Below are 14,661 nucleotides of genomic sequence, written 5' to 3' on the forward strand. Positions count from 1 at the left end.
CATATGCAAACGATACCGTAAGACCTTGCGGCCCCATGCCGTGTGAGGTCTAGACGCGACGACACGAGACACGGCGAGAGATGGGCAAGACAGGCTACTTCACGCATCGCGACTTCTGGAAGCACGACATGGGCAACGGGCATCCCGAATGCCCCGAGCGGCTGGATGCCATCGAAGACCGGCTGCTGCTGACCGGCGTCGGCGACGCACTGGCGCGGGGCGAAGTGCCCCTGGCCACGCTGGAACAGATCACCCGGGCCCACAGCCACGCGCATGTCGAACACCTCGAGGAACTGCAGCAGCGCCTCGTGGCCGACGCGCCCGCCGGCGGCCCCGACCACGCGCAGGTCGACCCCGACACCGTACTCACCCGCTTCACCCTGCTGGCCGCGCGCCGCGCTGCCGGTGCCGCAGTGGCCGCGACCGATGCCGTGATGGCCGGCGAGGTCGAGAACGCCTTCTGCCCCGTGCGCCCGCCGGGCCACCATGCCTGCCGCGAGCAGGCCATGGGTTTTTGCTTCTTCAACAACGTGGCCATCGCCGCGCGGCACGCGCTCGAGGTGCATGGCCTGGACCGCGTGGCCATCGTCGATTTCGACGTGCACCACGGCAACGGCACCGAGAACATTTTGTCGAACGACCCGCGCGTGCTGATGGTCGGGTTCTTCCAGCATCCGTTCTATCCGTACAGCGGCACCGAGCACCCGGCCTCGAACATGCTCAACCTGCCGATCCCGGCCTACACCAAGGGCATGGACGTGCGCGAGCTGGTCGAGGCGATCTGGATGCCCCGGCTCGACGCCTTCAAGCCGCAGATGGTGTTCATCAGCGCCGGCTTCGACGCCCATCGCGAGGACGAACTGGGCCAGCTCGGCCTCAACGAAAACGACTTCGCCTGGATCACCGGCCGCGTGCGCGATGTCGCCAAGCGCCATGCGCGCGGGCGCATCGTCTCGCTGCTCGAGGGCGGCTACCACCTCGATGCCCTGGCGCGCAGCGTGGAAGCGCACATCCGCGTGCTGGCGGACCTGTAACCCGGTTGGCGCCCGCGGGGCGCCCTGTTTCTTTCATCGATGAATTTCAATTTCGACGACTTCCTCCAGCGCCTGCGACAGGTCGACGCGCACGGCCTGGGCATTGAACTGGCCGTGCTCGTGGCCTGCGTGGGCGTGGCATGGGCGGTGTGCAAATGGTTCGGGCGCGACCAGCCCAAGGATTCGATCTGGTTCGGCGAGCGCACCTTCGACGGCCTGCTGTTCCCGCTGCTTGCGCTGGTGCTCACCGGCATCGCGCGTCGCCTAGCGCTCGACCTGCTGCCCGTGGTGCTGGTGCTGCGCATCGCCGTGCCGGTGTTCCTGTCGCTGGCGGTCATCCGGCTGTTCGCGCGGGTGCTGCGGGCCGTGTTCCCGACCTCGAGCCTGGTGCGGCTGATCGAGCGCACCATCTCGTGGCTGGCCTGGATCGCCGCCGTGCTGTGGATCGTCGGGCTGCTGCCGCCGGTGCTGGCCGAACTGGACGACATCACGCTGGCCTTCGGCAAAACCCGCGTGAGCCTGCAGACCATCATCCAGGGCGCGCTGTCGGCGGGGCTGGTGCTGATGATCGCGCTGTGGATCTCCAGCACCATCGAAAAACGCATCCTGCGCGAGGCCGTGAGCGACCTGTCGATGCGCAAGGTGGCGTCGAACGCGGTGCGCGCCTTCCTGCTGCTGATCGGCCTCTTGTTCGCGCTGTCGGCGGTGGGGGTCGACCTCACGGCGCTGTCGGTGCTGGGCGGCGCGCTCGGCGTGGGCCTGGGCTTCGGCCTGCAGAAGCTGGCGGCCAACTACGTGAGCGGTTTCGTGATCCTGCTGGAGCGCTCGATCCGCATCGGCGACAACGTGAAGGTCGACACTTTCGAAGGTCGCATCACCGACATCAAGACGCGTTACACGCTCATCCGCGCGGGCAACGGGCGCGAGGCCATCGTGCCGAACGAATCGCTCATCACCGGCCGGGTCGAAAACCTGTCGCTGGCCGACCGCAAGTTCAACATCACGACCAACATCGTGGTCGGCTACGAGAGCGACGTGGCGCAGGTGCAGGGCATCCTGTGCGACGCCGCCAAGGCCCAGCCGCGTGTCATGACCGACCCGGCGCCCATCGCCTACCTGGTCACCTTCGCGCCCGACGGCCTGGAATTCAGCCTGAACTTCTGGGTCGCCGACCCAGACAAGGGCAAGGACAACGTGCGCTCGGCCATCAACATCGCCATCCTCGAAGGACTGCGGGCCGCCCGCATTGACATTCCCTATCCGCAGCGGGTGCTGCGAGTGGAATCTTTGCCGGCGGGAGTGGCCGCAGCGCCTCCCGCTGTTTTATAATCACGGAAAAGCACGATCGTTCTTTTTTTGGGCCCTCGAGGCCGACAAGAAGAATGGAGAAGCAGCCAAGGCCGGCGTCCTAAAATGGCAGGCTGCTCTCGAAGCCCCCCTTTTTGCAATCCAATGGAGTCAAGTCAATGAAGGTTCTTGTGCCTGTCAAACGGGTCGTCGATTACAACGTGAAGGTGCGCGTCAAGAGCGACGGCACCGGGGTGGACATTGCCAACGTCAAGATGAGCATGAACCCCTTCGACGAAATCGCTGTCGAAGAAGCGGTTCGGCTGAAGGAAAAGGGCATCGTGACCGAAGTCATCGCCGTCTCGTGCGGCGATGCCAAGTGCCAGGAAACCCTGCGCACTGCGATGGCCATCGGCGCCGACCGCGGCATCCTGGTCGAGACCACCGAAGAGCTGCAGCCCTTGGCCGTGGCCAAGCTGCTGAAGGCGCTGGTCGACAAGGAACAACCGTCTCTCATCATCCTCGGCAAGCAAGCCATCGATGACGACGCCAACCAGACCGGCCAGATGCTGGCTGCGCTGGCCGACCTGCCCCAAGCCACCTTCGCCTCGAAGGTCGACCTCGCAGCCGACAAGGTCACCGTCGCACGCGAAGTCGACGGCGGCATGGAAACACTGACGCTCACGCTGCCTGCGGTCATCACGACCGACCTGCGCCTGAACGAGCCGCGCTACGTGACGCTGCCCAACATCATGAAGGCCAAGAAGAAGCAGCTGGACACCTTCAAGCCCGAAGACCTGGGCGTGGACGTCAAGCCCCGCCTGAAGACCCTCAAGGTCAGCGAGCCGCCCAAGCGCGGCGCCGGCATCAAGGTGCCTGACGTTGCAACGCTGGTGGACAAACTGAAGAACGAAGCGAAGGTGATCTGAACATGACCGCACTTGTTATTGCCGAACACGACCACGCCAGCATCAAGCCGGCCACCCTCAACACCGTGACCGCAGCCCTGGCTTGCGGTGGCGACGTCCACATCCTCGTGGCCGGTGCCAACGCCGCAGAAGCTGCCAAGGCCGCTGCGCAGATCGCTGGCGTGTCCAAGGTGATCGCAGCCGACAGCGCATCGCTGGCCGAGAACCTCGCCGAAAACGTTGCCGCCCAAGTGCTGGCGATCGCCGGCAACTACAGCCACATCCTGTTCCCCTCGACCGCCAACGGCAAGAACGTCGCTCCGCGCGTGGCTGCCAAGCTCGATGTGGCGCAGATCAGCGACATCACCAAGGTCGACAGCCCGGATACGTTCGAGCGCCCGATCTACGCCGGCAACGCCATTGCCACCGTGCAGAGCACCGACGCCACGAAGGTGATCACCGTGCGCACGACCGGCTTCGATGCCGCAGCCGCCACCGGTGGCAGCGCAGCGATCGAAACCGCTGAAGGCGTGGCCGACAGCGGCAAGTCGACCTTCGTCGGCCGTGAAGTCACGAAGAGCGAGCGTCCTGAACTGACCGCCGCCAAGATCATCGTCTCCGGTGGTCGTGCCCTGGGCAGCGCCGAGAAGTTCACCGAAGTGATGGCCCCGCTGGCCGACAAGCTGAACGCGGGCCTGGGCGCCAGCCGCGCTGCAGTGGACGCGGGCTACGCTCCGAACGACTGGCAAGTGGGCCAGACGGGCAAGATCGTCGCGCCGCAGCTGTACATCGCCGCGGGCATCTCGGGCGCCATCCAGCATCTGGCCGGCATGAAGGACTCGAAGGTCATCGTCGCGATCAACAAGGACGAAGAAGCCCCGATCTTCTCGGTGGCCGACTACGGCCTCGTGGCCGACCTGTTCACGGCTGTGCCGGAACTCGTGAAGGCGCTCTGATCGCTTCAACGCATTGAGCCAGAAGGCATCGTTCGCGATGCCTTTTTTACATCTGCCGCCCCCGCCGCGGCCCCTGGAGAGAAGACATGAGCTACACCGCCCCCCTCAAGGACATGCTGTTCGACATCGAACACCTGGCCAACATCGGCGAGATCGCCAAGCTGCCCGGCTTCGAAGACGCCGGCCTCGAAACCGCACAGGCCGTGCTCGAAGAGTGCGCGCGCTTCAACCAGGACGTGGTCGCGCCGCTGAACGTCGAAGGCGACCGCAACCCCTCGTCCTTCAAGGACGGCGAAGTCACCACCAGCAAGGGCTTCAAGGACGCCTTCGCGCAGTACGTGTCGGGCGGCTGGCAGGGCCTGCAGCATCCGGCGGACTTCGGCGGCCAGGGCCTGCCCAAGACCATCGGCGCGGCCTGCGGCGAAATGCTCAACTCGGCCAACATGAGCTTCGCGCTGTGCCCGCTCCTGAGCGACGGCGCCATCGAGGCGCTGCTCACCGCCGGCTCCGACGAGCTCAAGGCCATCTACCTCGAGAAACTCGTGAGCGGCCAGTGGACCGGGACGATGAACCTCACCGAGCCGCAGGCCGGCAGCGACCTGGCCATGGTGCGCAGCCGCGCCGAGCCGCAGCCCGACGGCACCTACAAGGTGTTCGGCACCAAGATCTTCATCACCTACGGTGAGCACGACATGGCCGAGAACATCGTGCACCTCGTGCTGGCCCGCGTGACCGGCGCGCCCGAAGGCGTGAAGGGCATCAGCCTGTTCGTGGTGCCGAAGTTCATGGTCAACGCCGACGGTTCGCTGGGTGCGCGCAACGACGTGCACTGCGTGAGCATCGAGCACAAGATGGGCATCAAGGCATCGCCGACCGCCGTGCTGCAGTACGGCGACCACGGCGGCGCGGTGGGCTACCTCGTCGGCCAGGAGAACCGTGGCCTCGAGTACATGTTCATCATGATGAACTCGGCCCGCTACGCCGTGGGCATGCAGGGCATCGCGATCGCCGAGCGCGCCTACCAGCACGCCGTGGCCTACGCCAAGGACCGCGTGCAGAGCCGTCCGGTCGATGGCTCGATCAACGCCAGCGCGCCCATCATTCACCACCCGGACGTGAAGCGCATGCTGATGACGATGCGCGCCTACACCGAAGGCTGCCGCGCGATGGCCTCGGTGGCCGCCGCCGCCTACGACGCCGCGCACCACCATCCCGATGCCGACGCGCGCAAGCAGAACCAGGCCTTCTACGAATTCATGGTGCCGCTCGTGAAGGGCTACAGCACCGAGATGAGCCTGGAAGTGACCTCGCTGGGCGTGCAGGTACATGGCGGCATGGGCTTCATCGAAGAGACGGGCGCGGCGCAGTACTACCGCGACGCCAAGATCCTCACGATCTACGAAGGCACCACCGCGATCCAGGCCAACGACCTCGTGGGCCGCAAGACCGCACGCGACGGCGGCCAGACCGCCAAGGCGATCGCCGCGCAGATCGAGAAGACCGAAGCCGAGCTGGCCAAGAGCGGCAGCGCCGCGGCCGCCGCCGTCCTCAAGCGCCTGACCGCCGCGCGCCTCGCGTTCATCGACGTGGTCGACTTCGTCGCCGGCCAGACCAAGGCCTCGCCGAACGCCGTGTTCTCGGGCAGCGTGCCGTACCTCATGCTCGCGGGCAACCTCGTGGCCGGCTGGCAGCTGGCGCGATCGCTCATCGTGGCGCAGGACCAGGCCTCGCACAACGTCGACGTCGCCTTCATGCAGGCCAAGATCGCCACCGCGCGCTTCTACGCCGAGCACATCCTGAACAAGGTGCCGGGCGTTCGCGACAGCATCGTCGAAGGCGCCGAGAGCGTCACGGCGCTGGCGCTCGAGGCGTTCTGACGCACCTGCCGCTGTCGCCCATCTGACGGGCGGCAGCGGCCCCTTGCTCTTATAAAACCGAACCCCTTCCCGGAGACGACATGTCCAAGCTGCCTTCTGTTCTCGCGAACCTTCCGCTGCCGATCATCGGCTCGCCGCTGTTCATCATCAGCAACCCCAAGCTCGTGATCGCGCAATGCAAGGCCGGCGTGGTCGGCTCGATGCCGGCGCTCAACGCCCGCCCTGCGGCACAGCTCGAAGAGTGGCTGATCGAGATCACCGAAGAGCTCGCGGCCTACAACAAGGCCAACCCGGACAAGCCGGCCGCGCCGTTTGCCATCAACCAGATCGTGCACAAGAGCAACGACCGCCTGGAGCACGACATGGAGATGGTCGTGAAGTACAAGGTGCCGATCGTGATCACCTCGCTGGGCGCGCGCACCGACGTGAACGACGCGGTGCACAGCTACGGCGGCGTGACCTTGCACGACATCATCAACAACAAGTTCGCGCAGAAGGCGATCGAGAAGGGCGCCGACGGCATCATCGCCGTGGCGGCCGGTGCCGGCGGCCATGCGGGCGTGAAGAGCCCGTTCGCGCTGGTGCAGGAAATCCGCCAGTGGTTCGACGGCCCGATCGCGCTGTCGGGCTCCATCGCCTCCGGCGGCGCGGTGCTCGCGGCGCAGGCCATGGGCGCCGACTTCGCCTACATCGGCACCGCCTTCATCGCGACCGAAGAGGCGCGCGCGAGCGAGGAGTACAAGCAGGCCATCGTGGACGGCAACTCGGACGACATCGTCTACTCGAGCCTGTTCACCGGCGTGCACGGCAACTACCTGGCGCCCAGCATCGTCAAGGCCGGCATGGACCCGGCCAACCTGCCCGAAGGCGACGTGACGACCATGAACTTCGGCGGCGGGGAAGGCAGCAAGGCCAAGGCCTGGAAAGACATCTGGGGCTCGGGCCAGGGCATCGGCGCGATCACCGAAGTGGCGAGCGCGGGCGCCTTCATCGAGAAGCTCAAGCGCGAGTACCAGGAAGCACGACAGCGATTGGCACTTTGAACAGTTCGCACGCACCGGCATCGACCTCCGCTGCGAGCGGCGGCGGCGGGGCCGTGCCTGCGCGGCAGGGGCGCATGCCTTTGCTGGACGTGGTCAAGGGCCTGGCCTGTGCGCTGATCGTGGGGCACCACCTGGCGCGCTACGGCCCGATGCCGGCGGGCGCGCAGGTGCTCGCGCCCGATTTCTTCGGCTGGCTGGCGGACGACGGCCGGCTCGCGGTGCAGGTGTTCCTCGTGATCGCCGGCTTTCTTGCGACGGCGAGCCTCGCGCCCGACGGCGTGCTGCGTGTCGACCGGCCCGTGTCGCGCATCCTGCAGCGCTACGCCCGGCTGGTCATGCCGTACCTTGCGGCGCTCACGGTGTGCGTGCTGGTGGCCGATGTCGTGCGGCCATGGCTCGGTGAAGACGTGGTGCCGGCCACGCCGAGCCTCGGCCAACTGCTGGCGCACGGTCTGCTGCTGCAGGACCTGCTGAACTACGAATCGCTGTCGACCGGCGTCTGGTACGTCGCCATCGACTTCCAGCTGTTCGCGCTGGCGCTCGCGCTGGTCGGGCTTCCCGCCGTGCTGCGGCAGCCAGCTTCGGCCGCGCGGTGGGTGCCGGTGGCGCTGGTGTTCATCGTGGCCGTGGCCTCGCTCGCGCTGTTCAACCGGCAGGCGCGGCTGGACGACACCGCGTTCTATTTCTTCGGCGCCTACGGGCTCGGCATGCTGGCCTTCTGGGTCGGCCGCGCCACGCGTGCCAGCACCTGGCACGGCGCCGTCGCGCTGTTGGCGCTGGTGGGGGCGGGCGCGCTCATGATCGATTGGCGCAGCCGCATTGCCATCGCGCTGGTGACTGCGCTGCTCATTGCGGTGGCGCAACGCCGGCAGTGGCTGTCGCCCGCACACTGGCCCGCAGCCGCCGTGCCGCTGCAGCAGCTGGGGCGCATTTCGTATTCGCTGTTTCTGATCCATTTCCCGGTGCTGCTCGCCGTGAACGCGCTGGTGGCGGGCCTGGGGCCGCACGGGCCGTGGGTCGACCTGCTCGGCATGGTCGCGACCTTCGGCCTGTCGGTGGGCGCCGCGGTGCTGCTGTACCGCGGGGTCGAAGCCCGGCCGGCCTCGCTGCGCAGCGTATGCACACTTTTTGCCGCATTGCTCGTCAGCGGCCTCATCGTGTCGTACTGAAGCGCGCCGCACCCGCTGCGGTGCGGCCCTTTTTCTTCCCATTCCTTTGCAAATCTGTTGCCTTCGGGCTTCAGAGCGGGCAGTCTGCGCGAACTGCCCCTGTTGTGTATGATTGTGAATCTTTCAGTAAATACTGAAAATACACAAACTCAAGGAATGACAGAACCATCGCCGCCACGATCGCCGTTGAAGGCTTTCACGTCGCCCGACATCGGCAGCGTGGTGCAAGGCGTCGCGGCGCTCGCGTGGCTGCCGCAGGCCGCGCTGCTGGCGATGGCGGTCCAGGGTCTGGCCAATGGTGAAGGCATGGCGGCCGTGCTGTGGCCGGCGGTGGGCATCCTCTTGCTCGGCCTGCTGCGCGCGGGCTGCGAAGCCTGGGGCGTGCGCCGCACCTTCGGGCGTGCGCGTGCGCAATTGACAAGCTTGCGCGCGCAGACCGCGTCTGCATTGGCGGCCGGTTCGCCGCTCGACCGTGAACGCGCACCCTCCGGCCTCGCGGCCAGCGTGCTCGCCGAACAGGCCGAGGCGCTGGTGCCGTACCTCGTGCGCTACCAGCCCGCACGCTGGCGCGCGACGGTGGTGCCGCTCTTCCTGCTCGCGGCAGTGGCCTGGTTCTCGTGGGCCGCGGCGCTGGTGCTGCTGGTGGCGGCGCCGCTGATCCCGATCTTCATGGCCATCGTCGGTTGGCGCGCCAAGGCGGCCAGCGAGGCGCAGATGGTCGAGATGGGCGGCATGAATGCCTTCCTGCTCGACCGCCTGCGCGGCCTGGCCACGCTGCGCGCGCTCGACGCGGTCGACGCCACGGCCGACCGGCTCGGCGCCTCCGCCCAGTCGCTGCGCCAGCGCACGATGGCGGTGCTGCGCATCGCCTTCCTGTCGTCAGCCGTGCTGGAGCTGTTCTCCGCGCTGGGCGTGGCGCTGGTCGCGGTCTACGTCGGTTTCCACCTGCTGGGCTCGCTCGGTTTCGGCGTCTGGGGCCAGCAGCTCAGTCTGGGCGAAGGCCTGTTCGTGCTGTTGCTGGCGCCGGCCTTCTTCGAGCCACTGCGCGAGCTGTCGGCGGTGTGGCACGACCGCGCGGCCGGCGAGGCGGCGCTGAAGGCGCTTGACGACCTGCAAGGCGGCGCGCTGCCGCTGCCCGGCGCGGGCGTCGCGGTCACGCGCGCAGCGACCGGCGCTGCTGGGGCAGGGGCTGCGCCTGCGGTGACGGTCCACGGTCTGCATTTCTCCTGGCCCGGCGAGTCGACGCCGCTCTTCGACGGATATGAACTGCGCATCGGCGCCGGCGAGCATGTCGCGCTGGCCGGCCCGAGCGGATCGGGCAAGACCGCGCTGCTCTCGCTGCTGGCCGGGCTGATGCCGGCCACGCGCGGCGAGATCGCCATCGGCGGCGTGCCGCTGACCGAACACACGGCCGCCGCATTGCGCCAGCGCACAGCGTGGATGGGGCAGAAGCCCCACGTCTTCGCCGGATCGGTCGAAGCCAACGTGGCACTGGGCCGTGCCGACATCGGCGCGCCCGAGGTCGCCGAGGCGATGCGTTTCGCGGCGCTCGAGGACGTGGCGCAGGCCCACCCCGGCACCGCGCTGGGCGAGGGCGGCAGCGGCCTGTCGGGCGGCGAGGCCGTGCGGCTGGCGCTGGCGCGCGTCGCGGTGCATCCGCATGCCGACCTGATCCTGGCCGACGAGCCCACGGCCCACCTCGACACCGCCACCGCCGCGCGCGTGGCCGACGCATTGGTGACGCTCGCCCGCGGCCGGACGCTGATCGTCTCGACCCACGACCCGGTGCTGGCCGCGCGCATGGACCGCACGGTGAACCTCGGCCCCGAGCCGCTGGTGGAGAAGGCCGCATGAGCCGCCACGCCACCCATTCCCTCCGCTGGCGCGACTTGCGCCTCGTGCTGCGTCCCTTCCTCGCGACCCAGCCGCGCGCCTTGCTGCTGGGCTGCCTGCTGGCCGCTGTCACCGTGCTCGCGGGCATGGCGCTGCTGGGCCTGTCGGGCTGGTTCATCACCGCGACCGCGCTCGCGGGCCTGCATGCGGCCACGGCCTTCACCTTCGATGTCTTCATGCCCTCGGCCGGCATCCGGCTGCTGGCGCTCGGGCGCACGGGGTCGCGCTACGGCGAGCGGCTGGTCACGCACGACGCCACCTTCGCCGTGCTCGCCGAACTGCGCGTGCGGCTGTTCCGAGGCTGGGCCCGCCCCGAGGCCGCGCGCGACCTGCTCATGCGGCCGGCGCGGCTGCTGTTCCGGCTCACGTCCGACATCGACGCGCTCGAGTCGCTCTACCTGCGCCTGTTCGTGCCTGCCGCCGCGGCGCTGGGCGCGGCGCTGCTGGCGGGCATCGTGCTCGGCTTCATGCATGTGGGGATGGGCGTGGCGATCGCGCTCTGGCTCTGCGCCGTTGGCTGGGGGCTGGCGTTCCTCATCGCGCGGCGTGCGCGGCAACCGGCGCGACAGCGCGCGCATGCCGTGGAAGCGCTGCGCGCGCGGGCCGTCGACCTGGTCGCAGGCCAGGCGGATCTCGCGATGGCCGGCCGGCTCGACGCCCAGCGCGCCGCGCTGATGAATGCCGACGCCCACCTCGCGCAGGCGGACCTCGCGCTGAACAAGCTCGAAGCCGCTGCTGGTTTCGCCTACGGCAGCGCGGGCACCTTGACGTTGGTCGGCGTGCTGCTGGCCGTGGGCGCATTGGTGAGCGAAGGCGTCATCGGGGCCCCCGGCGCGGCGCTCGCGTTGCTGATCGCGCTCACTGCCACCGAACCCTTCGCGGCACTGCGGCGCGGCGCGCTCGATGCCGGACGCACCTGGCTGGCCGTGCGCCGGTTGGCTCCACGTCTGGACCCGTCGGTGGAAGAGGGCGCGCGCCCCTCTCGCATCGCGCAGACGGCAGCCGTGCAGATCGACCAACTCACCGTCATGCACCCTGGCAGCCTCGTCGAAGTGCTCGGCGGCGTGTCGCTGCACCTGAACGCCGGCGAACGCGTCGCGCTGGTCGGCGCCAGCGGCGCGGGCAAGTCCACGCTGCTCTCCGTGATCGCCGGTGACCTCACGCCGCGCGCCGGTCAGGTGCAGGCGCAACCGACCTGCCTGCTGACCCAGCGCACCGAACTCTTCCAGGACAGCCTGCGCGACAACCTGCGCCTGGCCGATCCGCAAGCGAGCGACGAGCGCCTGTGGGCCGTGCTGCAAGCCGCTGGCCTCGACGCCGATGTGCGCGCGCTGGCCACCGGCCTCGACACGCGCCTGGGCGAAGGCGGCCTCGGCCTGTCGGGCGGTCAGTCGCGCCGGCTCGCGCTCGCGCGGCTGCTGCTGCGGCCCGTGCCGCTGTGGCTGCTCGACGAACCGACCGAGGCGCTCGACGCCGCCACCGCGCACGACGTGCTGCAGCGCCTGGCGCAGCAGGCCGGCCCGCGCACGCTGCTGATCGCCACGCACCTGCGCCGCGAAGCCGCGCTGGCCGACCGCCTCGTGTGCATGGCGCAGGGCCGCATCGTCGCCGACCTGCGCCGTGGCACCGATGCCTTCGAAGCCGCATTGCGCAGCCTGCGCCCCGATTGACCCGAGCCCGTACCGACCGAACGAACAGAACACATAAAGGAAGCCCCCATGGACCTTGACATCGTCGCGCTCTCGCGCCTGCAGTTCGCCGTGACGGCGCTGTACCACTTCCTGTTCGTGCCGCTCACGCTCGGACTGTCGATCATCCTGGCCATCATGGAGACGGTCTACGTGATGACCGGGCGCGTCATCTGGCGCGACATGACCAAGTTCTGGGGCGTGCTGTTCGGCATCAACTTCGCGATGGGCGTGGCCACCGGCATCGTGATGGAGTTCCAGTTCGGCATGAACTGGAGCTACTACAGCCACTACGTCGGCGACATCTTCGGCGCGCCGCTGGCCATCGAAGGGCTCATGGCCTTCTTCATGGAAGCGACCTTCGTGGGCCTGTTCTTCTTCGGCTGGGACAAGCTCTCGAAGGTGGGCCACCTCACGGCCACCTGGGCCGTGGCCATCGGCTCCAACTTCTCGGCGCTGTGGATCCTCATCGCCAACGGCTGGATGCAGAACCCCGTGGGCGCGGCCTTCAACCCCGCGACCATGCGCATGGAAGTGACCGACTTCGCCGCCGTGCTGACCAACCCGGTGGCGCAGGCCAAGTTCGTGCACACCGTGTCGGCCGGCTATGTGTGCGCCGCGGTGTTCGTGCTCGGCGTGTCGGCGTGGTACCTGCTCAAGGGCCGCCACATCGAGCTGGCCAAGCGCTCGATGACCGTGGCCGCGTCCTTCGGCCTGGCCGCCGCGCTGTCAGTGGCGGTGCTCGGCGACGAGAGCGGCTACCTCTCGGGCGAACACCAGAAGATGAAGCTGGCCGCCATCGAAGGCATGTGGGAGACGCAGCCCGCGCCCGCCGCCTTCACCGTGATCGGCTTCCCCGACCAGAAGGCGCGCGAGACGCACTACGCGATCCACATCCCGGCGGTGATGGGCCTGATCGGCACGCGCTCGCTCAACACCGTGATGCCCGGCATCGACGAACTCGTGAAGCGCGCCGAGGCCCGCATCCGCGAGGGCCTGAAGGCCTACGACGCGCTGCAGAAGATCCGCGAGGCCGGCGGCACCGACAAGGTCACGCAGGGCGTGCGCGGCGACTTCGAGGACAACGGCATCAACATGGGCTACGCGCTGCTGCTCAAGCGCTACGTGGACGACCCGCGCCAGGCCACCGACGAGCAGATCGCCAAGGCCGCGTGGGACACCGTGCCGCAGGTGGCGCCGCTGTTCTGGCTGTTCCGCGTGATGGTGGGCATCGGCATGCTGCTGATCCTGCTGACCGGCACCTTCTTCGTGCTGTCGGCGCGCCGCGCGCTCGACCGCCACCGTTGGCTGCTGAAGGTCGCGGTGTGGGCGATTCCGCTGCCGTGGATCGCCATCGAATCCGGCTGGCTGGTGGCGGAGTTCGGCCGCCAGCCCTGGGTGATCGAGGGCGTGCTGCCGACCGCGGTGGCCGTGTCGAACCTGGGCGTGACGACGCTGCTGATCACGCTCGCGGGCTTCATCGCGATCTACACCACGCTGCTCATCATCGAGATGAAGCTGATGCTCAAGGCCATCCGCAAGGGGCCCGAGGTCGAGCATGCGCCCACCGAGGGCGATGCACGCTCGCACATTCCGCCGGCGCGTGCCGCCACGTCTTCCTCTTCTGCCTCGACCGGGAGCGCCGCATGATCCTCCACACACTCCTCGACTACGACACCCTGCGCTTCATCTGGTGGCTGCTGATCGGCGTGCTGCTGGTCGGCTTCGCGGTGACCGACGGCTTCGACCTGGGCGCTGGCATGCTGCTGCCCTTCGCGGCGCGCAACGACATCGAGCGGCGCGTGGTCATCAACAGCGTGGGCCCGGTGTGGGAGGGCAACCAGGTGTGGCTCATCCTGGGCGGCGGTGCCGTCTTTGCGGCCTGGCCGCAGCTGTACGCCGTGTCGTTCTCGGGCTTCTACCTGGCGATGTTCGTGATCTTGTCGGCGCTCATCCTGCGGCCGGTGGCCTTCAAGTTCCGCAGCAAGCGCGAGTCGCCGCAGTGGCGCGCGCGCTGGGACGGCGTGCTGTTCTTCAGCGGCTTCGTGCCCGCGCTGATCTGCGGCGTGGCCGTGGGCAACGTGCTGCAGGGCGTGCCGTTCCGCTTCGGCGCCGACATGCACATCTTCTACGACGGCAGCTTCTTCGGCCTGCTGAACCCCTTCGCCATCCTCTGCGGGCTGGTGTCGGTGGCGATGCTGGTGATGCACGGCGCGGCCTGGCTGCTGCTCAAGACCGCCGGCCCGGTGGCCGAGCGTGCGCGCAGCTACGGCATGGTCGCGGCGGTGCTCACGCTCGTGTTCTACGCGCTGGCCGGCGTGTGGCTGGCCATGGGCATCGGGGGCTTTCGCATCAGCAGCGTGGTCGACGCGGTGGGCCCGTCGAACCCGATGCTCAAGACCGTCGAGCTGCATGCCGGCGCCTGGATGGGCAACTACGCGGCGCACCCCTGGACCATCGCTGCGCCGGCGGCGGGCTTCGTCGGCACGCTGGGTGCATTGCTCGGGCTGGTGCTGCGCCGGCCGGGGTTTGCACTGCTCACGGCGGCGCTGGGCATCGCCGGCATCATCCTGAGCGTGGGCGCGTCGATGTTCCCGTTCATCCTGCCCTCGTCGATCGACCCGCGCGCCAGCCTCACGGTGTGGGATTCGTCGTCGAGCCACCTGACGCTGTTCATCATGCTGGTGGTCACCGCGATCTTCATCCCGATCATCGTGGCCTACACCACCTGGGTCTACCACGTGCTGTGGGGCAAGGTCGACGAGCAAGCCATCCGCGACGAGAGCGGACACGCCTACTGAAACGG

Annotated in this window: 11 protein-coding genes; all 11 read left to right on the forward strand. The window is 68.4% G+C overall.

Annotated features, from left to right (window positions below; translation table 11 throughout):
• Positions 1-80: 80 nt before the first annotated feature.
• Positions 81-1,034: a histone deacetylase family protein gene (locus AC3WQM_RS09070; RefSeq protein WP_153284937.1), complete on the forward strand. Its 954-nt coding sequence runs from the start codon at positions 81-83 to the stop codon at positions 1,032-1,034.
• A 39-nt stretch (positions 1,035-1,073) separates the two neighbouring features.
• On the forward strand, positions 1,074-2,363 hold the full coding sequence (locus tag AC3WQM_RS09075) for a mechanosensitive ion channel family protein (RefSeq protein ID WP_492678110.1): 1,290 nt from the start codon (positions 1,074-1,076) through the stop codon (positions 2,361-2,363).
• Positions 2,364-2,500: 137 nt separating this feature from the next.
• Complete coding sequence (locus tag AC3WQM_RS09080) at positions 2,501-3,250, forward strand: electron transfer flavoprotein subunit beta/FixA family protein (RefSeq protein ID WP_492678112.1); 750 nt, start codon at positions 2,501-2,503, stop codon at positions 3,248-3,250.
• A gap of 2 nt (positions 3,251-3,252) precedes the next feature.
• The gene (locus AC3WQM_RS09085) at positions 3,253-4,185 is read left to right on the forward strand and encodes an electron transfer flavoprotein subunit alpha/FixB family protein (protein WP_492678114.1); all 933 of its coding nucleotides are present in this window, start codon (positions 3,253-3,255) and stop codon (positions 4,183-4,185) included.
• Between the two features lie 86 nt (positions 4,186-4,271).
• Positions 4,272-6,062: an acyl-CoA dehydrogenase gene (locus AC3WQM_RS09090; RefSeq protein ID WP_492678116.1), complete on the forward strand. Its 1,791-nt coding sequence runs from the start codon at positions 4,272-4,274 to the stop codon at positions 6,060-6,062.
• Between the two features lie 80 nt (positions 6,063-6,142).
• Positions 6,143-7,105: an NAD(P)H-dependent flavin oxidoreductase gene (locus tag AC3WQM_RS09095; protein ID WP_062482679.1), complete on the forward strand. Its 963-nt coding sequence runs from the start codon at positions 6,143-6,145 to the stop codon at positions 7,103-7,105.
• A gap of 74 nt (positions 7,106-7,179) precedes the next feature.
• Positions 7,180-8,274 carry an acyltransferase family protein gene (locus tag AC3WQM_RS09100; protein ID WP_492678118.1) on the forward strand — a complete coding sequence of 365 codons (1,095 nt, stop codon included), beginning with the start codon at positions 7,180-7,182 and terminating at the stop codon, positions 8,272-8,274.
• 156 nt (positions 8,275-8,430) lie between these two features.
• Complete coding sequence (gene cydD, locus AC3WQM_RS09105) at positions 8,431-10,128, forward strand: thiol reductant ABC exporter subunit CydD (protein ID WP_492678120.1); 1,698 nt, start codon at positions 8,431-8,433, stop codon at positions 10,126-10,128.
• Entirely contained in the window at positions 10,125-11,837 is a 1,713-nt protein-coding gene (cydC, locus tag AC3WQM_RS09110) for a thiol reductant ABC exporter subunit CydC (RefSeq protein ID WP_492678122.1), read from the forward strand. Before cydD ends, cydC begins: the two co-directional genes overlap by 4 nt.
• A 48-nt stretch (positions 11,838-11,885) precedes the next feature.
• Positions 11,886-13,505, forward strand: a complete 1,620-nt coding sequence (locus AC3WQM_RS09115) for a cytochrome ubiquinol oxidase subunit I (RefSeq protein WP_095744809.1) — start codon at positions 11,886-11,888, stop codon at positions 13,503-13,505.
• A complete protein-coding gene (cydB, locus tag AC3WQM_RS09120) occupies positions 13,502-14,656 on the forward strand; it encodes a cytochrome d ubiquinol oxidase subunit II (RefSeq protein WP_062475791.1) in 1,155 nt (384 codons plus the stop codon). Before AC3WQM_RS09115 ends, cydB begins: the two co-directional genes overlap by 4 nt.
• Positions 14,657-14,661: the final 5 nt, after the last annotated feature.

It is taken from the genome of Variovorax sp. FW301-JW7 (assembly GCF_058788795.1).

What these genes read in the sequence shown, in the direction of transcription:
- AC3WQM_RS09085 (WP_492678114.1), top strand. Translation starts at nt 3,253, where the DNA reads ATGACCGCACTTGTTATTGCCGAACACGACCACGCCAGCATCAAGCCG.
- cydD (WP_492678120.1), top strand. Translation starts at nt 8,431, where the DNA reads ATGACAGAACCATCGCCGCCACGATCGCCGTTGAAGGCTTTCACGTCG.
- AC3WQM_RS09090 (WP_492678116.1), top strand. Translation starts at nt 4,272, where the DNA reads ATGAGCTACACCGCCCCCCTCAAGGACATGCTGTTCGACATCGAACAC.
- cydC (WP_492678122.1), top strand. Translation starts at nt 10,125, where the DNA reads ATGAGCCGCCACGCCACCCATTCCCTCCGCTGGCGCGACTTGCGCCTC.
- AC3WQM_RS09115 (WP_095744809.1), top strand. Translation starts at nt 11,886, where the DNA reads ATGGACCTTGACATCGTCGCGCTCTCGCGCCTGCAGTTCGCCGTGACG.
- AC3WQM_RS09100 (WP_492678118.1), top strand. Translation starts at nt 7,180, where the DNA reads ATGCCTTTGCTGGACGTGGTCAAGGGCCTGGCCTGTGCGCTGATCGTG.
- cydB (WP_062475791.1), top strand. Translation starts at nt 13,502, where the DNA reads ATGATCCTCCACACACTCCTCGACTACGACACCCTGCGCTTCATCTGG.
- AC3WQM_RS09080 (WP_492678112.1), top strand. Translation starts at nt 2,501, where the DNA reads ATGAAGGTTCTTGTGCCTGTCAAACGGGTCGTCGATTACAACGTGAAG.
- AC3WQM_RS09095 (WP_062482679.1), top strand. Translation starts at nt 6,143, where the DNA reads ATGTCCAAGCTGCCTTCTGTTCTCGCGAACCTTCCGCTGCCGATCATC.
- AC3WQM_RS09070 (WP_153284937.1), top strand. Translation starts at nt 81, where the DNA reads ATGGGCAAGACAGGCTACTTCACGCATCGCGACTTCTGGAAGCACGAC.
- AC3WQM_RS09075 (WP_492678110.1), top strand. Translation starts at nt 1,074, where the DNA reads ATGAATTTCAATTTCGACGACTTCCTCCAGCGCCTGCGACAGGTCGAC.